Annotated in this window: 22 protein-coding genes and 6 tRNA genes; 15 read left to right on the plus strand and 13 right to left on the minus strand. The window is 64.4% G+C overall.

Features of this window, described 5'->3' with window-relative positions; translation table 11 throughout:
- Window positions 1-97 precede the first annotated feature (97 nt).
- Entirely contained in the window at window positions 98-787 is a 690-nt protein-coding gene (phoB, locus tag R5H29_RS06060; RefSeq protein WP_005408258.1) for a phosphate regulon transcriptional regulator PhoB, read from the minus strand.
- Between the two features lie 117 nt (window positions 788-904).
- Complete coding sequence (locus R5H29_RS06065) at window positions 905-2,611, minus strand: M48 family metalloprotease (RefSeq protein WP_193743837.1); 1,707 nt, start codon at window positions 2,609-2,611, stop codon at window positions 905-907.
- Between the two features lie 88 nt (window positions 2,612-2,699).
- Here R5H29_RS06065 and grxC point away from each other — a divergent pair, with 88 nt between their 5' ends.
- The 5 genes from grxC (at window position 2,700) to R5H29_RS06090 (ending at window position 6,664) form a co-directional block, all read left to right on the plus strand.
- Window positions 2,700-2,990 (plus strand): glutaredoxin 3, encoded by a 291-nt coding sequence (gene grxC, locus R5H29_RS06070; RefSeq protein WP_019659535.1) that lies wholly within the window; start codon window positions 2,700-2,702, stop codon window positions 2,988-2,990.
- Entirely contained in the window at window positions 2,987-3,379 is a 393-nt protein-coding gene (locus R5H29_RS06075; protein WP_005408260.1) for a carboxymuconolactone decarboxylase family protein, read from the plus strand. Before grxC ends, R5H29_RS06075 begins: the two co-directional genes overlap by 4 nt.
- 324 nt (window positions 3,380-3,703) lie before the next feature.
- Window positions 3,704-4,708, plus strand: a complete 1,005-nt coding sequence (locus tag R5H29_RS06080; protein ID WP_058980324.1) for an isocitrate dehydrogenase — start codon at window positions 3,704-3,706, stop codon at window positions 4,706-4,708.
- 250 nt (window positions 4,709-4,958) lie between these two features.
- The gene (locus tag R5H29_RS06085; protein ID WP_332328923.1) at window positions 4,959-5,702 is read left to right on the plus strand and encodes a cysteine hydrolase; all 744 of its coding nucleotides are present in this window, start codon (window positions 4,959-4,961) and stop codon (window positions 5,700-5,702) included.
- A gap of 53 nt (window positions 5,703-5,755) precedes the next feature.
- The gene (locus R5H29_RS06090) at window positions 5,756-6,664 is read left to right on the plus strand and encodes a LysR family transcriptional regulator (RefSeq protein WP_019659532.1); all 909 of its coding nucleotides are present in this window, start codon (window positions 5,756-5,758) and stop codon (window positions 6,662-6,664) included.
- Between the two features lie 78 nt (window positions 6,665-6,742).
- On the opposite strand, the gene R5H29_RS06095 is transcribed toward R5H29_RS06090, so the two are convergent.
- Window positions 6,743-7,501 carry a Bax inhibitor-1/YccA family protein gene (locus tag R5H29_RS06095; protein ID WP_332328924.1) on the minus strand — a complete coding sequence of 253 codons (759 nt, stop codon included), beginning with the start codon at window positions 7,499-7,501 and terminating at the stop codon, window positions 6,743-6,745.
- 181 nt (window positions 7,502-7,682) lie between these two features.
- On the opposite strand from R5H29_RS06095, the gene R5H29_RS06100 reads away from it, so the two are divergent.
- The 7 genes from R5H29_RS06100 to R5H29_RS06130 all read left to right on the plus strand — a co-directional run bounded on the left by R5H29_RS06100 (window position 7,683) and on the right by R5H29_RS06130 (window position 9,388).
- Window positions 7,683-7,759: transfer RNA gene (locus tag R5H29_RS06100), tRNA-Pro, on the plus strand.
- A gap of 39 nt (window positions 7,760-7,798) precedes the next feature.
- Window positions 7,799-7,875: transfer RNA gene (locus R5H29_RS06105), tRNA-Arg, on the plus strand.
- Between the two features lie 171 nt (window positions 7,876-8,046).
- Window positions 8,047-8,123: transfer RNA gene (locus R5H29_RS06110), tRNA-His, on the plus strand.
- A gap of 79 nt (window positions 8,124-8,202) precedes the next feature.
- Window positions 8,203-8,278, plus strand: a tRNA-Lys gene (locus tag R5H29_RS06115).
- A 196-nt stretch (window positions 8,279-8,474) separates the two neighbouring features.
- Window positions 8,475-8,550 (plus strand) — tRNA-Lys (locus tag R5H29_RS06120).
- A 248-nt stretch (window positions 8,551-8,798) separates the two neighbouring features.
- Window positions 8,799-9,167 carry a hypothetical protein gene (locus R5H29_RS06125; RefSeq protein ID WP_332328925.1) on the plus strand — a complete coding sequence of 123 codons (369 nt, stop codon included), beginning with the start codon at window positions 8,799-8,801 and terminating at the stop codon, window positions 9,165-9,167.
- 134 nt (window positions 9,168-9,301) lie between these two features.
- Window positions 9,302-9,388: transfer RNA gene (locus R5H29_RS06130), tRNA-Leu, on the plus strand.
- A 59-nt stretch (window positions 9,389-9,447) separates the two neighbouring features.
- Here the strand turns inward: R5H29_RS06130 and R5H29_RS06135 are convergent.
- The 10 genes from R5H29_RS06135 to R5H29_RS06180 form a co-directional block, all read right to left on the minus strand.
- Window positions 9,448-10,692: a site-specific integrase gene (locus R5H29_RS06135; RefSeq protein ID WP_332328926.1), complete on the minus strand. Its 1,245-nt coding sequence runs from the start codon at window positions 10,690-10,692 to the stop codon at window positions 9,448-9,450.
- A gap of 66 nt (window positions 10,693-10,758) precedes the next feature.
- A complete protein-coding gene (locus tag R5H29_RS06140; RefSeq protein ID WP_005412378.1) occupies window positions 10,759-11,133 on the minus strand; it encodes a hypothetical protein in 375 nt (124 codons plus the stop codon).
- Between the two features lie 739 nt (window positions 11,134-11,872).
- Window positions 11,873-12,013 (minus strand): hypothetical protein, encoded by a 141-nt coding sequence (locus tag R5H29_RS06145; RefSeq protein ID WP_005412379.1) that lies wholly within the window; start codon window positions 12,011-12,013, stop codon window positions 11,873-11,875.
- Between the two features lie 241 nt (window positions 12,014-12,254).
- Window positions 12,255-12,875, minus strand: a complete 621-nt coding sequence (locus tag R5H29_RS06150) for an antirestriction protein ArdA (protein WP_032961789.1) — start codon at window positions 12,873-12,875, stop codon at window positions 12,255-12,257.
- A gap of 63 nt (window positions 12,876-12,938) precedes the next feature.
- Window positions 12,939-13,199 (minus strand): hypothetical protein, encoded by a 261-nt coding sequence (locus R5H29_RS06155; RefSeq protein ID WP_032961791.1) that lies wholly within the window; start codon window positions 13,197-13,199, stop codon window positions 12,939-12,941.
- Window positions 13,196-13,378 carry a hypothetical protein gene (locus R5H29_RS06160; RefSeq protein ID WP_049397876.1) on the minus strand — a complete coding sequence of 61 codons (183 nt, stop codon included), beginning with the start codon at window positions 13,376-13,378 and terminating at the stop codon, window positions 13,196-13,198. The genes R5H29_RS06155 and R5H29_RS06160 overlap by 4 nt, the downstream gene beginning before the upstream one ends.
- Entirely contained in the window at window positions 13,375-13,815 is a 441-nt protein-coding gene (locus R5H29_RS06165) for a hypothetical protein (protein ID WP_111007479.1), read from the minus strand. The genes R5H29_RS06160 and R5H29_RS06165 overlap by 4 nt, the downstream gene beginning before the upstream one ends.
- Entirely contained in the window at window positions 13,815-14,138 is a 324-nt protein-coding gene (locus R5H29_RS06170; protein ID WP_332328927.1) for a hypothetical protein, read from the minus strand. The genes R5H29_RS06165 and R5H29_RS06170 overlap by 1 nt, the downstream gene beginning before the upstream one ends.
- Window positions 14,139-14,202: 64 nt before the next feature.
- A complete protein-coding gene (locus R5H29_RS06175) occupies window positions 14,203-14,373 on the minus strand; it encodes a hypothetical protein (protein ID WP_167692992.1) in 171 nt (56 codons plus the stop codon).
- A gap of 68 nt (window positions 14,374-14,441) precedes the next feature.
- Complete coding sequence (locus tag R5H29_RS06180) at window positions 14,442-14,603, minus strand: hypothetical protein (protein WP_155029018.1); 162 nt, start codon at window positions 14,601-14,603, stop codon at window positions 14,442-14,444.
- 1,074 nt (window positions 14,604-15,677) lie between these two features.
- On the opposite strand from R5H29_RS06180, the gene R5H29_RS06185 reads away from it, so the two are divergent.
- The 3 genes from R5H29_RS06185 (at window position 15,678) to R5H29_RS06195 (ending at window position 17,045) form a co-directional block, all read left to right on the plus strand.
- Window positions 15,678-16,007: a hypothetical protein gene (locus tag R5H29_RS06185; protein WP_032961796.1), complete on the plus strand. Its 330-nt coding sequence runs from the start codon at window positions 15,678-15,680 to the stop codon at window positions 16,005-16,007.
- A gap of 215 nt (window positions 16,008-16,222) precedes the next feature.
- Window positions 16,223-16,555: a hypothetical protein gene (locus tag R5H29_RS06190; RefSeq protein WP_032961798.1), complete on the plus strand. Its 333-nt coding sequence runs from the start codon at window positions 16,223-16,225 to the stop codon at window positions 16,553-16,555.
- A 151-nt stretch (window positions 16,556-16,706) separates the two neighbouring features.
- A complete protein-coding gene (locus R5H29_RS06195) occupies window positions 16,707-17,045 on the plus strand; it encodes a response regulator (protein ID WP_157173538.1) in 339 nt (112 codons plus the stop codon).
- Window positions 17,046-17,060: the final 15 nt, after the last annotated feature.

Below are 17,060 nucleotides of genomic sequence, written 5' to 3' on the forward strand. Positions count from 1 at the left end.
GTCGTTGAGGTGCGGCGGTTCACTGGGGTGAACCGAGGGTTATAGCAGAGTTGCCGGCACCGGCACCCGCAGGTGCTTGGCGCCGGCACGACGAGACTCAGGTGGCAGTGGAGAAACGGTAGCCGGCGCCGCGCACGGTCTGCACCATGTTCTCGGCGTTGAACGGTTCCAGCGTCTTGCGCAGGCGGCGGATGTGCACGTCGATGGTGCGCTCCTCCACGTACACGCTGCCGCCCCACACATGGTCCAGCAGCTGGGCGCGGGTATAGACGCGCTCCGGGTGGGTCATGAAGAAGTGCAGCAGGCGGTATTCGGTCGGGCCGATCGGCACCGGCTGGTCATTGGCGAATACGCGATGCGCCGCGCCATCGATGCGGATCGGGCCGACCGCCACGCTGCCGTCCTCGTCGTCCTCGCGGGCGCGGCGCATCACCGCGCGGATGCGGGCCAGCAGTTCGCGCGCCGAGAACGGCTTGACCACATAGTCGTCGACGCCGGCTTCAAGGCCGCCAACGCGGTCGTTCTCTTCGCCGCGCGCGGTCAGCATGATGATCGGCACTTCGCGGGTCAGCGTTTCCTTGCGCCAGCGACGGGCCAGGTCCAGGCCACTCGTACCGGGCAGCATCCAGTCCAGCAGGATCAGGTCGGGGACGCGGTCGGCGATCGCAGTCTGGGCCTCCCGGGCATCGCCGGCGTGGACCGGTTCGTAATCGCCCTTGCGAAGGGCGAAGGCGACCATTTCACGGATCGCGGGCTCGTCATCGACGATCAGGATGCGTTTCTGCACGAGGACACCGTAGGGCTCGGTTACTGGAGTGGTGCCAGTAGACTACGGTTTGATGACATGTTTGTGACTACCCGGCCTGGAACCGGCTGGGACTGCCATCGGCCGGTCATGCAGCGCTCAGCGCCGGTCCAGGTCCGGATCCTGCACACCCTGGCGGCGCAGCTCCAGCACGGTCGGGGTGATCGATTCGATGCGCGCGTCAACCCGCGCACGGCCGATGTAATCCAGTGCCGGGTTGCGCTTGAGCGCCTGCAACTGCAGCAGCGCCTGCTCCGGCCGTCCGCTGAGGAAGGCCGCCTCGGCATAGGCCTCGCTGGCACGCACGCTGTCGCCGGCCAGCTCGCTGGCGCGGGCATATCGCTGCTGGAAGACCGGATCGTTACCGCTTTGCGACAGCAGGGGCCGCAGCATGGCCTGCGCGCGCTGGCCGGCCTCGCGGGTACCCTGTTCGTTCAGGATCTCGGCATAGGTCAGTGCCACCGGGCGGCTGTTGGGGTGCTGGCGCAGCAACTGCTCGAAGCGGCTGTTGGCCTGGGCGGCCTGGCCGGCCCGTGACTCCGCTTCGCCCAGCGCCAGCGCCAGCCACAGGTTGTCCGGCCGGGCCTGCAGCAGGCCGGCCAGGGTCTGCCGGGCCTGGGTGGCGCCGGCGCGACCGCCGCGCATCACAGCCAGCGCCTGGCCATAGCGCTGGGCATCGTTGAGGCCGTCCTCCTGGCGCTTGGCCAGGTCGGCATACTCGCGTTCCAGCTCGGGCGCGGAGTCCGCGCTGAGCACGCGCAGGCGCTCGCGCGCCCAGTCGAAGTCGCCACTGGCGCCGCGGCTGAGCTGGCCCATCGGGATGCGCAGCACGTTGCTGGGCAGCAGCGGGTTGTTTCCGCGCAGCAGGGGCTCGGCCAGGCTGGGGTCGGCCGGGTCCACGCGCTCCCTGCGCTCGCCGCTGGGGGTGGTGGTGGTCAGCAGCACCGTGTCCTTCTTCATCTGCTCGGCGCGGGCCTTGGCCTCGCTGATGCGGGTGATGTTGACCGGGTGGGTGCGCAGGAACTCGGGCACGCTGTAGCCGCCTTCGTTGCCGCGCATCGCCGATGCCATCCGTTCGAAGAAGCCGGCCATGGCATCCACGTCGTAGCCGCTGCGCGACAGCGTGCGGATGCCGAGGCGGTCGGCCTCGGACTCGTTGGAACGGGTGTAGTTGATCTGCCGCTGCTGCATCAGGCCCATGCCGGAACTGATCGCGGCCATGGTCGCGTTGCCGGAGGACGTGCTGTTGCTGGCCTGCGCGGCCACCACCGCCGCCAGCATGCCCAGCAGGATCGGGATCTGGTCGCGCTGGGCGCGCTCTACCCCGCGCAGCACGTGCTGCTGGGTAACGTGGGCGATTTCGTGGGACAGCACCGCGGCCACCTCGTCCTCGCGCTCGGCGGTCAGCACCAGGCCGGCATTGACCCCGATGTAGCCGCCGAGGGTGGCGAAGGCGTTGATCTGCCGGTCCTTCATCACGAAGAAGGTATAGGGCTGCCGTGGCTGGTCACTGTTGGAGCCGAGCCGGGTACCCATGGTCTGCAGCCAGTCGTTCACCAGCGGGTCGTCCAGCAGGTAGCCATAGTTGCGCAGCTCGCGCAGCATCATCGCGCCGTACTCGGCCTGGCGGGCCGGGGTCAGCAGCTCACCGGCCGAGGAGCCGATGTCGGGCAGCTTCTCCTGGGCCTGGGCCTGGGCCAGCGGCACGGCCAGGGCCAGGGTGACGGCGGTAGTCAGCAGCAGGGCTCGCAAGCAGGGGGTCCTCGGGCGGGGCGCGCCAAGCGTGGCAGGGCAGGGGGCAACCATTCGTTAATCCACAGTGTTGCGGCCGTGGCGTGGAAATTCCAGCGCACCGGTACCATATGTAGACCGTCGATCCATCGTGGAGTTTCCCGTGACAGCCCAGACCGCCGGCGGTGCCCCCGCCATCACCATCTATTCCACCGCCGTCTGCCCGTACTGCGTGGCCGCCAAGAACTTCCTGAAGAGCAAGGGCCAGCAGTGGACCGAGGTCCGCATCGACCTGGACCCGGCCGAGCGGGAGAAGATGGTGGCCAAGACCCGCCGTACCAGCGTGCCGCAGATCTTCGTCGGCGACGTCCATGTCGGCGGCTACGACGACATGATGGCCCTGCACCGTGAAGGCAAGCTCGAGCCGCTGCTGGCCGGGCAGGGTCAGGCATGAGCGCGGCCGACGACGGCAGCAAGGACCGCATCGCCGAGTTCACCGACTTCCGCAAGCGCATGAACGAACGCATCCTGGGCGAACCGAACCAGGTGGTGCGGCGCTTCTTCGCGCTGGACACGCAGACCTACCAGGCCGGCGCGCTGGACGTGAAGACCAAGGAACTGCTGGGCCTGGTGGCTTCGATGGTGCTGCGCTGCGACGACTGCATCAGCTACCACGTGGCCCAGTGCAAGGACGCCGGGGTGACCCGCGAAGAGTTCTTCGAGACCTTCTCGGTCGGCCTGGTGGTCGGTGGTTCCATCGTGATCCCGCACCTGCGCCGCGCGGTCGACTTCCTCGACCAGCTCGAAGGCGGCGCCGCCGCGCCAGCCGCGCACGAGCACTGAGGGGCGTGCTGGCCGCGGGCCGGCATCACCTGAACCCGACATGGCCGGGGTTGCCGGCCAGCGGCCGGCACTACCGGACCTGCAAGGGGGCCTTCCCCGCAATCCAACAGCCCAGGAGCCCCCTTGTTGTTCAAGGGGGCGCGCCGACAGGCGCAGGGTTAAGGCGGGATGCGCGGGCAATTCTGCCTGAGCCGGGGACTGGGACCATGGTCTATTTGGGACCTCGGCCCCGGCTCAGGCATAATTGCCGGTGAAACTTCCTTTGCGCCGGCGTTTCCGGGCACGTCCGGACGGCGTTTTTCCCCCTGTTCGGAACATCGATCAATGACGCAGAAAATTACGGTCATCCGCGGCGACGGCATTGGCCCGGAAATCATGGACGCCACCCTGTTCGTGCTCGACCAGCTCAAGACTGGCCTGGAGTACGAAGACGCTGACGCCGGCCTGGTGGCCCTGGAAAAGCACGGCGACCTGATGCCGGCGGTGACCCTGGAATCGATCGCGCGCAACAAGGTCGCGCTGAAGAGCCCGCTGACCACCCCGGTCGGCGGTGGCTTCACCTCGATCAACGTCAGCCTGCGCCGTCACTTCGACCTGTACGCCAACGTGCGTCCGGCCCACACCTTCCCGAACACCAAGTCGCGTTTCGACAACGTCGACCTGATCACCGTTCGTGAGAACACCGAAGGTGCCTACCTGGCCGAAGGCCAGGAAGTGTCTGCCGACGGCGAGACCGCGTTCTCCGGCACCCGCATCACCCGCAAGGGCTCCGAGCGCATCGTGCGCTACGCCTTCGAGCTGGCCAAGAGCACCGGCCGCAAGAAGGTCACCGCCGTGCACAAGGCCAACATCATCAAGTCGACCTCGGGCCTGTTCCTGAACGTCGCCCGTGAAGTGGCCGCGCAGTACCCGGACATCGAATTCCAGGAAATGATCGTCGACAACTGCTGCATGCAGCTGGTGATGCGTCCGGAACAGTTCGACGTGATCGTCACCACCAACCTGTTCGGCGACATCATCTCCGACCTGTGCGCCGGCCTGGTCGGCGGCCTGGGCCTGGCCCCGGGTGCCAACATCGGCAAGGACGCGGCGATCTTCGAAGCCGTGCACGGCACCGCGCCGGACATCGCCGGCCAGGGCAAGGCCAATCCGTGCGCGCTGCTGCTGGCAGCCGCGCAGATGCTGGACCACATTGGCCAGCCGGAAAACGCCGAACGCCTGCGCAAGGCCATCGTGGCGACCATGGAAGCCAAGGATTCGCTGACCGGCGACCTGGGCGGTACCGGTACCACCATGAGCTTTGCCCGGGCCATCGCCAGCCGCCTGTAAGCGGCTGGCCGACCTCGGTTGGATCTACAGCGGGGCGCCTTCGGGCGCCCCGTTGCGTTGTGGGCTGGCTCGGTAGATCCACGCCATGCGTGGATGACGGGGCCCCCTACGGTCCGCAGCCACCCATGGGGTGGCTCTACAGGGGATTTTCTGTGCGTATATCGCACAGATCATGTGCCGCTACGCGGCTGGTTCGTGCGCCGTGCGCTCGGCATCCTGTGCCCGCTTTCCACTGCACAGGAGCTTGGACATGAACCTCACCGCCTTCGGCCTGGCCAGCCTGATCGGCATGGCCGCCACCACCCCGGTCGCCGCTGCCGAACCGGCCCATCCCACCATCCGCCACATGGCTGGCGTGCCTGTTGTCACTTCGCTGGATGCGGCGAAGACCGCCGTGCTGGTGATCGACTTCCAGAACGAGTACTTCGATGCCGAGGCCGCACCGGGCTTTGCCGGTGGCCGCATGGTGATCCCCGAGGGCGTGGCCGCGCTGCGCCAGGCCCAGCGGGTGGTGCGGTTCGCCGATACCCACGGCATCCGCGTGATCCATGTGCAGCACGTGCTGCCTGCCGGTGCACCGCTGTTCGCGCAGGGCAGCGTCAATGCGGCCTTCCATCGCGACCTGCAGCCGCGCCAAGGGGAGACCGTGGTGCAGAAGGACAACGTCAGCGTATTCGCCGGCGCGTCGGCCGCCGTGCTCGACCAGGTGCTGAAGAACGCTGGCATCGACACCCTGATCGTCACCGGCCTGCAGACCCATGCCTGCGTGGCAGGTGCCGCGCGCGATGCTGCTGCCGCACCGCGCGGTTATCGGGTGATCGTGGCGTCCGATGCCAGTGCCAGCCGCGACCTTGATCTGGCCGGCGGCCGTCGCATCGATCATCGCGCGCTGCACGAGGCTTCGCTGGCGCAGGTCGAAGACGCTTTCGGTGATGTCATGAGTACCGATACGATCCTGTCGTTGTCGGTGCGCAGGGCAGGCGACGGCGCTTGATAAGCTGGCGGGGCCCGCGCGCCGCGGGTCCCGCCATGTGGAGCCACCCGCCGATGGATCATTTCGCCGCCCTGCGTGCGTTGCGCGCCATCGTCGACGCGGGCAGCTTCACTGCTGCTGCGGAACGACTGGGGACGACCCATTCGGCGATGTCACGGCAGTTGCGCCAGCTGGAAGAACATCTGCAGGTTCGCTTGCTCGATCGCAACAGCCGCCGGCTGTCATTGACCGAGGCCGGGCGCGACTACTATCGCGAGGCGGCAACGCTGCTGGACCGCCTGCAGGAGGCGGACGATCGTGCCCGCGCCGGGCAGGCGCAACCCCGTGGCAGGGTGCGGATCAGCGTGCCGCAGGTGGTGGCCAGCCAGGAGCTGCCGCATTGGTTGCCGTCCTTCCTGCAGCGCTACCCGCAGGTCGCGCTGGATCTGTCGGCCGATGATCAGCTCGTCGATGTCGTCGGTGGTGGCTTCGACCTGGCGCTGCGTATTGCAGCCTCGCTACCGGACAGCCAGCTGGTCGCGCGCGAGCTGGCCAGCTGCCCGCGCATCCTGGTCGCCGCACCGGCCTACCTGGCGCGTCATGGCCTGCCGCGTCAGCCGTCGGACCTTGCGCAGCACGCGCTGCTGGGGTTCAGTCCTGCAGCGGCGATGTCGCCCTGGCAGCTGCAGGGGCCGCGCGGCGCCAGCGCGAGCATCGAGGCCGGGCAACGCCTGCGGGTGGATGCAACGCCGGCGCTGTATGCCGCCGCGCTGGCGGGCATGGGCATCAGCCTGTTCACCGCACTGACCGTGCAGGAAGACCTGCGCGCCGGTCGTTTGATCCGTGTGCTGCCCGCCTGGCACGCCGGGCAGCGGCGCTACTTCGCGCTGTATCCGCATGCGCGGGCGCTGGCGCCGAAAGTGCGCGCGCTGGTCGAGCACCTTGCGGCGCACTACGCTGCACAGGTGGGCGCGACTGGCTAGCCGGGAAATGCAGCGATGCGTAACAAAGAGAAAAGGGCGCCCAGAAGGCGCCCTTTGTCGTTTATGGCTCTATCCGGTTCAGCGCTGCTGGATCTTCGACAGCAGGCGCAGGAACTCCACATATAGCCAGACCAGGGTCACCATCAGGCCGAATGCGCCATACCACTCCATGTACTTCGGCGCGCGCTGGGCGACACCGGTCTCGATGAAGTCGAAGTCCAGCACCAGATTCAGCGCGGCCACGACCACCACGAACAGGCTGAAGGCGATGCCCAGCCAGCCGGAGTCATGGATCACCGGCACGTTGATGTTGAAGAAGCCCAGCACGAACGAGGCCAGGTAGAGCAGGGCGATGCCGCCAGTGGCCGCGATCACGCCCAGCTTGAAGTTCTCGGTGGCCTTGATCAGGCCGCTGCGGTACGCGAACAGCAGCGCGAACAGGGTGCCGAAGGTCAGCAGCACGGCCTGGAACACGATGCCGGGGAACTTGGCGTTGAACACGGCCGAGATGGCGCCGAGGAACAGACCTTCCACCAGCGCGTACATCGGCGCGGTGACCGGCGACCATTCCTTCTTGAAGACGGTGATCAGCGCCAGCACGAGGCCGCCGATGGCGCCGCCCATGGCATACAGCTTGGCTCCGGCCATGACCTGGCCGTAGTCATCGATGGTCTGGTTCCAGGCGAAAGCGGCCGTCAGCACGGTCAACAGCAACAGGAAGCCGGTCTTGTTGACGGTGCCGTTGAGGGTCATTGCCTGGTCGGGCCTGGTCACCACCGAGCCGCTGGCGAGGTCGAGGAAGGTCGACTCGGAAAGAGCCGGATTGCCGCTGCGCATGCGTGTTCTCCGTGCGAATGAAAGGTCGGGACGGCCGTCCGGCCGATGTCTGCGAGCATAGCCGATGACCACGCATGGCGCCGTGGCGGTTTCATGGCTGGTCTCGCCTGCGTTGACAGCTCACGATGTGCTTGGCCACAATGAACGACTCCCCGGGCCTGGCCCGAGGGGATTGCAAGACCGGGGTATAGCGCAGTCTGGTAGCGCGCCTGCTTTGGGAGCAGGATGTCGGGGGTTCGAATCCCTCTACCCCGACCAATCCCACGTCACGTCGGATTGGACACCGTTCCGGTTCGGGCGCCCGTAGCTCAACTGGATAGAGCACCGGCCTTCTAAGCCGGCGGTTACAGGTTCGATTCCTGTCGGGCGCGCCATCGGCGAGTAACGGGATCGCATCGGCCGATGTGAAGAAGTGCTTGCAAAAGCGTAAAGACTCCACCAGAATATCGGACTCGCTTCGGCGGACCGGAACTTCGGTGACAGTCTCCAGGCAAAGGTTTCAAGTTCCGTTGCCAGCCGCATCGGCAGGAACAAGCGTTTCAGTGGTGGCTGTAGCTCAGTTGGTTAGAGTACCGGATTGTGATTCCGGTGGTCGGGGGTTCGAATCCCCTCAGCCACCCCACTGTTTCAACCGTGCCGGCGCAGCCGAAACGGTATTGCAATAAGAAGAATGCACGCTACAATGTGCGTCTGAGTTTCACGGGCCGTTAGCTCAGTTGGTAGAGCAGTTGACTCTTAATCAATAGGTCCAAGGTTCGAATCCTTGACGGCCCACCAAGACAGAAGCCACCTGGTACGCCAGGTGGCTTTTTTCTTATAAGTGTGACTCCTTCATTTGGATGGATCACGCGTTGCAGGCCCCGCTCGGCGCGGATCTGCAACGGCAGCGGGATCGCAGTGCTGGTTTCAACGGCGTTGAGAAAAGCGCTTGCACCCACCGAGCGGATCGGGTCATAATTCGCGCCCCGATTTCGGGCTGTTAGCTCAGTTGGTAGAGCAGTTGACTCTTAATCAATAGGTCCAAGGTTCGAATCCTTGACAGCCCACCAGACGAAAGCCACTTGGTTCGCCAAGTGGCTTTTTTCTTGTCTGCGCGCCGGGTTGAGCGTGCGGATGCCTGCACGCCCGGTCGCACGTCATCCATGAATGGCGTGGATCTACTGAAGCGATGCTGAAATCAGGGGCATACGCGTCATCAGTGTTTTCAATGCTGTGCGCTGCTTCTCACCGCGTCGCGTCCTGTATCGCACCCAATGGATCTTCCGCGCCAGTGGCGCATGCACGAAGGAAGATGTTGATGGCTGATATCAATCGATTGCACCGCACGCTGTGGGTTCCCTTCGCGTTGCTGGCACTGGCGGCCTGCACGCCAACCAACGATCCCGCGCAGACCGTCGAACGCGATGCTGGCACCGAGAGCGCTCCGGCGCGCCCGGTGGGTGAGGCCATGCAGATGCAGCCGGCTCAGCCCGCGGAAGGGGAGGCCCTGCCCGACGCGGTGGACGTGCAGCGCAATGCGGATGGTTCGGTGGACGTGCGCAAGGCCACGCCGGAGTCGGCGGCACTGCGGCGCACCGAAGACGGGGGCGTGGAGATCCGCAAGGTGGATCCTGCGGCCGAGTCGGGGTCCGATACGGCGCCGGCCAAGGCCAGGCCGCAGCAGTGAACCCTGCCACCCCGGATCAGCTTGCGCTCCCCGGGGTGGTCCAACGCGCGCGCCGCGCGATCGCCATGTTCAGTTTTGTGCAGGCCTTCCGATTCCTGCCATCGCCTGCGACAATGAACGCCTGAGCCGGCCACGCGAAAGTGGCGGAATTGGTAGACGCCCTGGATTTAGGTTCCAGTGAGGGTGACCTCGTGCGGGTTCGAGTCCCGCCTTTCGCACCATCTGGCCGAGCACAGATTGCCTAAGTGATTGAAAAATAAGCTGGCGACGGTCAGTTGTCCTATTGGATTCCCGATTTGGCAATTGATCCCTGTCTCGGAACGTCACCTGTTCCGTTCGAGGCGGCTGGGAGGCGGAACTGCTCCAGTGCAGACATGCCTTGGAGCGATTGCTCGGCCAGTACCTTCGCGTAGACCGCTGAGGTGGTCTGGATGTCGCGGTGTCCGAGCCACTCCTGCACGAGCTTGATGTTGCCGGTCGCCAGCAGCAGCCGAGTGGCGCACGTATGGCGGAGCGCATGCGGTACGCACTCCTTCTCGGAAGCGAGATGTGTCCCCTTGATGGCCCATTGCCACAGCCGGTCGGCGCGCGTGCGATTGAGCATCGTGAAGGGGCCGTCCGATGTGGCCGCCAGGGCGTCCTTGCGCCGCTGTAGAACCTCGGCGACACGGGCGGTGCAGGGTAGGGTGCGGGGACGCCCCTTCTTGAGCGTAGCGTGCCGCCAGAAGCGGACGTGGAGCCTTCCGCCCTGATCGACTACTTCGGACCACCGGATGCCGATGGCCTGGCTCATGCGGCAGCCCAGGTCGGCGAGGCACACGAACAGGTCGCGGTAGTCCGCCCCGTCGCGCACCCGTGGGTGCCCTCCGGCAGGGCCGTTCGGGAGCGTGTCCCACTCCAGCAGCCGCGCCAGGATCAATTCCTCGTCCTCAACGTTCAGGACGAACGTGCGTGCGTTGTCCCTCTCGTCGGCCAAGCTGTACTCGGGCAGCTCTCCCAAGAACCGGCCGGCCTTCCTCTCGCGTTTCAGTAGGGCAAGGAGGCACTGCATCTTGCGGTTCACGGTGGCGGGAGCCGCCTTGTCGGCGAGCATGCGCTGCGCCATGTCGTTGACCGCGGCCTGCGTGATGTCGTTGATGGGCGTTTCCTCGCCCAGGTAGCTCTGGACCACCTTGCAGTTGGTACGCACGGTGTCGATGGACCGGAGCTTGCCCCAAAAGTTGCGGTCGTCCAGCGCGTCGTCCATCGCGTCCTTGAGGGTGCGCTGGCGGACCTTGGCCTTCGCCACGGCCATCTGCACCGACCGGGACTTGCCCCGAATCAGCTCCCGCAGCGCGTCCTCTGCAATCTCGGGGTCGTCGCGCAGGGCGTCGAGGACCGCCTGCTCCTTGCGCTCGGCTGCCACGCGGTCGCGGGTGCCGGTGGACAAGCGCACGCGCCGGTATCCCTCCTGCACGTCGAGCATGTAGTAGCGCTTATCGGGCGCACCCGGCTTGGGCGCGGTCCCTTTGAGGCGAAGGGCCATGTGTATCTCCAGAAATGAAAAAGGCCCGCACTAGGCGGGCCTCGGGGCACAACGGGGTGTTGGGGGTTAGGCGGCTGCGACGCGCGCCGTCACCTTGCGGTTGACACGTTCTGCGAGCGAAGCCAGCCAGTGCAGCGCCTTGGTCGTCGGGAAGATCAGGTTGCGCTTGCGGTAGGCGGGATCAGGGCGCTGCTCTAGGAAGTCAGGCCCCGGCTCGCGGTTACGCTTGATAGACGACAGGTCGAGCACATTGCGGCTCACTGCGGAGGGAGAGAGTCCGCCGAGGACGCGCTCAAGGTCCACCTGCTGAATGCCCGGCTCGTCCACAACGGCGAGTAGGGTGAGGATGCGGGTGGCGGTGATGTCCTCGTCGATCTCTTCCCGGAAGGCTGACAGTGCGGTTGTGAGAATGGCCGTCAGTTCTTTCTGCGAGAGATTCATGGTGCGCTCATTTTCCGTAAGGGGATGGTTCCCCCTTGGGAAACCATCAGGGTCTATCTTGGAGCCGCAATGTAAGGATTACAAGGCCCAAGCCAATGTTGATGGCATTCTTGCCAATTTTGTCCATCCAGAAACCACGCTGCCAAGGCGTGGGGGAGGGGTCGATTCCGATCTCATATCCAAAGGCTTTCACGAACAGGTCCAGGTACTTCTGCCCTGCGAAGGGGCCGTCCTGTCCCCTGCTCACGGCGTTGTAATGCGCCGCCACCCCCGGCTGCGCTCCACAAAAAGGTCTTACGTTTCAGTGTTTTAAGAACGGTAGTGCCAGCATCGCCGCCAGGGTCACAATGGCCCCGACCACGGATGCAAAAAACAGTCCTTGCCCTACGCGGACTACCGCGCTGGCTATTGTCCGTCTCACCGTACTCATAGACTGAGAACGCCCCCCTGGTCGTCTGCGGATGCGCAGCCCGACAGCATGACGCTGCCGTCGGGCAGACTACAGGCCACAATGATGGCGCGTCCGTAGGAATCAAGTACCACGGGAGAGATTGATCCCGACTGGTGCAGTGAAGTCATGGCCGCGGGGTCTCCGTTGGGGCCGCGGGTGGGACCGGATACGACACCCGCCAGCCACAGTCCTCGGGGACGACCGAGAACTGGACGCGCTCGTTGAGTAGGCCGAGCATCGCGCGGAGAGCGCCGCGCTTCTCGTTATGGTCGAAATTGATGGTCCGAATCATTCGGGCACCTCGTAGGTCCGTTCATGCAGGACCAAAACCTCCCGCTCGAATACCAAGAACGGGCCGAACTGGTGGACGCGGAGGGCCACGTTGACGATCACCAGGGTCGAGTTTGCGGTGAAATCTGCGTTACGCATATGTAAGTCTCCTGTTATGCAAGTGCTACAAATGGAACAATGAGTGCCAAATATCGAGATTGGCCTTATGATTAGGGCTGAAGGGCGTGATCGCCACTCCCGACCCCAAGGACCGTTCGATGATTGACCCCCGCGTAGAAGTCGCCATTACGGCCCTTCACCTAGTCGTATGGGTGTGGACTAGCTCGGTGCCGGCGCATCGCACATACCTGTATTGGCGCAGGGTCTTGCGGAAGCGGCGTTAGCGGCTCCAGAAGTAGAAGCCGCTCACCTCAAACGCGTCACCGTTGAGCCGAATGTCGCGGCCATAGCTCTCGTAGTCGAAGTAGCGGGAGAGGGCGTCGGGCACGCCGTGGAGAAGCCCCGATTCGTCCACATAGTTCTCGGCAAAGTCGGCCCAGCTATCGAACTGGCCCACGTAGGCTTCGTGGAACTGCTCCACGGTCACATCGTCGAGGCCCTCGTGGTCGCAGAAGGCCGTGTAGGCAGCGCGTTCGGTGTCGTTGTGCAACTCGTCCAGCCGCTCTTGCAATGCGCACAGCTTGTCCAGGTCGGGGTGCTCGCCCCAGGTATCCCCGAACACGTCGTCGTAGTCGTGGACGGCCCACTCCTCGGCGCTGGCGACCTTGCCGCTTCCGCCACACGCCGTGCATTCCGCCCCGCCGAATACTCGGGGGACGTATGTGGTTCCAGTACCGCCGCAATCCGGGCAATCAACGGTCACGTTCGGGTGCGGCGACTCGCGCAGGATGCGGGCAATCTCATCGCGCACGTCGTCGGCGTCGCGTCCCTCCAAGTCGATCCACTCGCCGTGCAGGACGCCAGCGTTATATGAGGCAAGGCAGGCAACGTAGATTTGCATGGTGTGCTCCAGAAATGCGAAGGCCCGCACTAGGCGGGCCTCGGGATCAGGGGTGGTTATCGGTCAGTGCGCCCAATCGGGCTTGACGTTCAGCAGGTAGGCGGCGGCCACTGCGCGGGCGGTGTCCTCGTCGGCCACGTCGGCAATCCACCACCAGCGGTCCTTACCGGCCCAGCGGTAGACGCCCCAAAACTGCGCGGCCATCGGTGCGCAAGGCTCGACGCTCCCGTCGAACTCTTGGCGGGGACCGTAGGAGACCGATCGGTCGCCCAGGGTGACCAGCTTGTCACCGGCAGGTACAGCCAGCTCGTTGTCATTGCTCATTGCGACAGGCCCTTTGCGTGTTCGATGGCGCGATCCAGTGCGCCGGGGATGTTGTGAAAAATGCCGTGGCGTGTCGAGTGGGTGAGGCCGATTTTGTAGACCTCAAAATGGTTCGGTCCCTTGCGCAGCACCCACGCCTTTTCGGTCTCGAACATGATGTCCTCCTCGCGGTAGCTCATCGCGCGGCTCCCATGCCCTCGGCGATCCATGCGCGGGCCTGCTGCTCGGCGCGCGCCACACCATCGGCGGTCTCGTGGTCGATGCCGTTCCTCGACAGCCATCCGCCCAGCGGGTCGGCGATGTCGTAGGCCCACACGCCGCTCCACTGCTCGCCGACCTCCTGCCAGAGGCGGTGCAGCATGCGCGCCACCTCGACAAGGAATTGCGAGTCCTCAATGCCCAGCGGCGCAGTGCTGCTCGGCTCGGGCCACGTCCACCCACTCGCCAGCTGCGCGAGGTCGATGGGGTCGAAGTCGGTATCCCTGATTGCGCGGTTGACCACGGTGGCGAACTCCTCGGCTTGCTGCGGCGTCATCGCGGTCGCCGCCAGTTGTTCGTGATAGCGCCCCGGCTGTGCCAGGAACACGTTGCGGGTTCCGTAGGTGCGCAGTTCCATCACAGCACCCCCAGCCCGCGCAGCACCGGCTCCACCAGCGCGTCGGTGTCCTCGTTTGCGCTCCAGTCGCTCGCTACGTCGGCCCCGTTCTGCCAGATCAGCCACACGAAACCGACGCGGCTGCCATCCTCGCGGCGGAATACCAGCGTGTCGGCGTCGGTGGTCGCCAGCGCTTCCAGCACTATCTGCCGGTCGCGTCCACGCTTCACCGTCCACTCCTCGCCATCGTTGACGGAAATGGCATAGCCCTTGGCGAGCGCGAGGTCCACCAACGCCCGCGCTATGTCGGCGGCGATCTTCGGTGCGTACTTGTCGAGATTCATGGCTTTCTCCGGGCAACAAAAAAGCCGCCTTGCGGCGGCTTCGGGGGATTGGGGTAGGGCGCGGTTAGAGGAACAACTTGGTCAGCGTGACGATGCCAGCCACAAAGGCCGTGGCGACCACCAGCGGATACCACCGGGTCTCCATCATCAGCTTGTCGATCTCGCGGTTGATCTTGCGAATCTCAGCGGTGAGCTTGCGCACTTGCAAGTCCTCCAGTGGTCCATTGGTGCTCATGGTAGCTCCAAAAAAGACCCGCCGTCACACGTCGGCGGGGTGTGGAAAATCGGGTTGACGAAAGGGGATCATATGACAACGGGGGATGGACAAGGCGCAACTTGGGTGCGGTTCTTGTTCGCCTGGCGCTCCCGCTCGTTGAGTCGGGCGCGGTGCTCGCGGATGCCGCGGCGGATGCAACCGGCCACGTAGTAGTCGCGGGCGGTCATATCAAACGGGATCATCGTCATGGGTTGCTCTCCAGTGAATCGGACCACCAAAACGCCCCATCACAACGGTAGGGGCGCTTTGGCGGTCAGACTCATGCTCGTAAGGCATGGAATCTGACCGTCGCCAGCTTCCGGGAGCGCCTCCAGCTCGCCTAGGAATCCCGTACAGATGGCCCCGCTCTTTCTGGCGGTGACCCGGTATCCGTGGCGGCCTTCATCGGCCCTTACACTTCCCGGCGCGGCTAGTGTTCCCAGCTCCCCGCGTTCTGCCGTGGGCGGCGCTCCTGCCTGCCCCTTTCCTACTGTCCCGACCGCACCCTGCGGCCGTTGTTCGATGGTGGGCATTATGCCCTTTTGCTCCCGGTTTGTCAATCACTCCCGGTAGGGGGATGGTTGAGCCGGACGTTACCTGCGGTGCGCTTAGGGGCCTTTGGGGCTAGTCCTCAGTGCTGGCGGGATAAGCTCTAGGTGCTGTCGATCCATCGGTCGCACGTCTGTCGCCGCCTTTTCCGCTGCCGCCGTGTTGCTGGCGACGGGTATAGATTAGATCAATCCCCGCATGGCTGTCAATACCCCGATGGCAACGATTTTGGATGGTCGCAGGGAGCGCCTAGCGCGCGCGTGGGGAGCTTCTATAGGCGGGGCGGTAGGGGTGCCCGTGGCGGGCCTTGCGTGGGCCGTGGTGGCGCATTGGCTGGCCGTGGTGGGCGGCAGGTGGGCATAGGCCGGGCAGGGTGTGCCGAGGTGGTCGGCAGGTGTGCCGAGGTGGTGCCGAGGTGGGCGCGTGGCGGTCAGGGCAAAAAGACAGATAGGGACAGACAGGGGCGCGAACGTTTGAGCGCGGATGTCCGCAGGTTGCCCAGGTATCGCATGGGATTGCCTAGGCACTGGATACCTAATCCGGTGGTTCACCTTTGGAATCAGTAGGTTAGCCGAGGTGGTGACGCCGCAGGTGACGCGAAGGGGGCGCATCGTGCCTTACGCTACAGGGGGCGACCCCCTACGGGGGTGATCGCGCCGTTCCAAGTAGTTGGATACTCCTTCGGAAATTTGCCGCAAACCTTTCGACCACCTCTGTCACTTCGAGGAGACGTTATGTACGCCCGCCGATACACGATAAGAACCGCTACCGCGATCACCGTCCTGGCCTTAGTGCTCGCAGGACTCCCTGCCGCGTACTTTCAGACCGGCGTAAGGAGCGCTGAGGAGTTGCGTTCCTGGAACGAGCAGATCATCGAGAACGACGCCTCGCCGCAGGTGTTGGTTGATGAGGCGGTGCGGACGTTTGACGCCGCGACGAATGACCTCATCAGCAACCGCAATTCCCGCAACCTGTTTCTCCAGCTCGCTTTGGGCATCCCGGCGCTCGCTTGGATTGGTGCGGGCGTGGTGCTATGGGTCATCAAGGATGGGACGGAGGTCTAGTCCGCCGCAGTGGCACCCAAGGAGGACAGAGGAACACCCCAGGAGTGCATAGGAGAACTGTAGCTCTACTTGATGGTGAATACCAATGAATAGAACTCTATAGTCCTGCTAGAGTAATACTTAGGTCTTACTATGATAGCACCCTTGTCAAGCCCTCCCAGTGCTCCGTGGTCGAATAAACTTAGCGGTTGGCATAGACATTACAACGAGCATCTATGGCATCGCTCAATACCCTCCTCATTCGCTTGGCGGCGCTGGTCACTGTCCTCTCGCTGGTCTGTGCTGGAGTGCCCGCCGCATATCAGCACGCGAAGCTTCGAGCAGCACGGGAGCTGGTCGAACGTACCCGCGAGGTCATAAACGATGACACGACCGCGTACAGCGTGGTGGCCGATGCGGTGCCAATTCTGGATTCTGCACTGACTGAGGCCGCGCAGCACGAGCACATGAGAGGCCTACTCGTGGAATTCACGATTGGCGTCCCGCTGATCGTTTGGTTTGTCGTCTTGGCTGTAATGTGGTGGTTCAAGGATGAAGAATTGGCGTGATAGCTGAACTGTTCACTTTCAGGTAGAGTCGTTTCCTGTCTTTTAACTGGCCGTCGTGTACGGTACGAACCGTTTGGGGAACGTAGGCGTGGGAGAACGCGCGATGGCTACGGATGCATACAGCCAGGGTCGGCTCGGCTCGTTGTTGGTCATGGAAGATGATCCTGACCTCTCAGGGATGTTGAAGGAAATCCTGGCGATGCAGGGTTACGAGGTCGATGTGGTCGCCTCCGCTGCCGATGCATTCGACCGCATAGAGGCGAAAGCATTTCACGCGGCGATCTTAGACATCCAGACGCAGGACGGAGCATCAATGTCCGTCGCCGATTACCTGCTGTCGCACCGAATTCCCTACATGTTCGCGTCCGGGGTGCCGAACCCGCAGCTCCCTGACGCTCACCAGTGGGCGACCTTTCTCCCGAAGCCGTACCGCATCAAAGAACTCATGAGCGCCCTTGATAGGACTCGCCAAATCGGCATTCCTGTTTAGGCGCGTCCATGCGCC

The sequence above is a fragment of the Stenotrophomonas sp. A3_2 genome (genome assembly GCF_036624925.1).
GTDB classification, from domain to species: Bacteria; Pseudomonadota; Gammaproteobacteria; order Xanthomonadales; family Xanthomonadaceae; genus Stenotrophomonas; species Stenotrophomonas hibiscicola.

Excerpts from the sequence above, each read along its gene's own strand:
- R5H29_RS06140 (WP_005412378.1), bottom strand. The coding sequence starts at position 11,133 with ATGAATCTCTCGCAGAAAGAACTGACGGCCATTCTCACAACCGCACTG.
- R5H29_RS06165 (WP_111007479.1), bottom strand. The coding sequence starts at position 13,815 with ATGGAACTGCGCACCTACGGAACCCGCAACGTGTTCCTGGCACAGCCG.
- R5H29_RS06135 (WP_332328926.1), bottom strand. The coding sequence starts at position 10,692 with ATGGCCCTTCGCCTCAAAGGGACCGCGCCCAAGCCGGGTGCGCCCGAT.
- R5H29_RS06170 (WP_332328927.1), bottom strand. The coding sequence starts at position 14,138 with ATGAATCTCGACAAGTACGCACCGAAGATCGCCGCCGACATAGCGCGG.
- R5H29_RS06150 (WP_032961789.1), bottom strand. The coding sequence starts at position 12,875 with ATGCAAATCTACGTTGCCTGCCTTGCCTCATATAACGCTGGCGTCCTG.
- R5H29_RS06160 (WP_049397876.1), bottom strand. The coding sequence starts at position 13,378 with ATGAGCTACCGCGAGGAGGACATCATGTTCGAGACCGAAAAGGCGTGG.
- R5H29_RS06155 (WP_032961791.1), bottom strand. The coding sequence starts at position 13,199 with ATGAGCAATGACAACGAGCTGGCTGTACCTGCCGGTGACAAGCTGGTC.
- R5H29_RS06185 (WP_032961796.1), top strand. The coding sequence starts at position 15,678 with ATGTACGCCCGCCGATACACGATAAGAACCGCTACCGCGATCACCGTC.
- R5H29_RS06175 (WP_167692992.1), bottom strand. The coding sequence starts at position 14,373 with ATGAGCACCAATGGACCACTGGAGGACTTGCAAGTGCGCAAGCTCACC.
- R5H29_RS06095 (WP_332328924.1), bottom strand. The coding sequence starts at position 7,501 with ATGCGCAGCGGCAATCCGGCTCTTTCCGAGTCGACCTTCCTCGACCTC.
- R5H29_RS06080 (WP_058980324.1), top strand. The coding sequence starts at position 3,704 with ATGACGCAGAAAATTACGGTCATCCGCGGCGACGGCATTGGCCCGGAA.
- R5H29_RS06180 (WP_155029018.1), bottom strand. The coding sequence starts at position 14,603 with ATGACGATGATCCCGTTTGATATGACCGCCCGCGACTACTACGTGGCC.
- R5H29_RS06195 (WP_157173538.1), top strand. The coding sequence starts at position 16,707 with ATGGAAGATGATCCTGACCTCTCAGGGATGTTGAAGGAAATCCTGGCG.
- R5H29_RS06065 (WP_193743837.1), bottom strand. The coding sequence starts at position 2,611 with ATGGTTGCCCCCTGCCCTGCCACGCTTGGCGCGCCCCGCCCGAGGACC.
- R5H29_RS06085 (WP_332328923.1), top strand. The coding sequence starts at position 4,959 with ATGAACCTCACCGCCTTCGGCCTGGCCAGCCTGATCGGCATGGCCGCC.
- R5H29_RS06145 (WP_005412379.1), bottom strand. The coding sequence starts at position 12,013 with ATGCGTAACGCAGATTTCACCGCAAACTCGACCCTGGTGATCGTCAAC.
- R5H29_RS06125 (WP_332328925.1), top strand. The coding sequence starts at position 8,799 with ATGGCTGATATCAATCGATTGCACCGCACGCTGTGGGTTCCCTTCGCG.
- R5H29_RS06190 (WP_032961798.1), top strand. The coding sequence starts at position 16,223 with ATGGCATCGCTCAATACCCTCCTCATTCGCTTGGCGGCGCTGGTCACT.
- R5H29_RS06090 (WP_019659532.1), top strand. The coding sequence starts at position 5,756 with ATGGATCATTTCGCCGCCCTGCGTGCGTTGCGCGCCATCGTCGACGCG.
- R5H29_RS06075 (WP_005408260.1), top strand. The coding sequence starts at position 2,987 with ATGAGCGCGGCCGACGACGGCAGCAAGGACCGCATCGCCGAGTTCACC.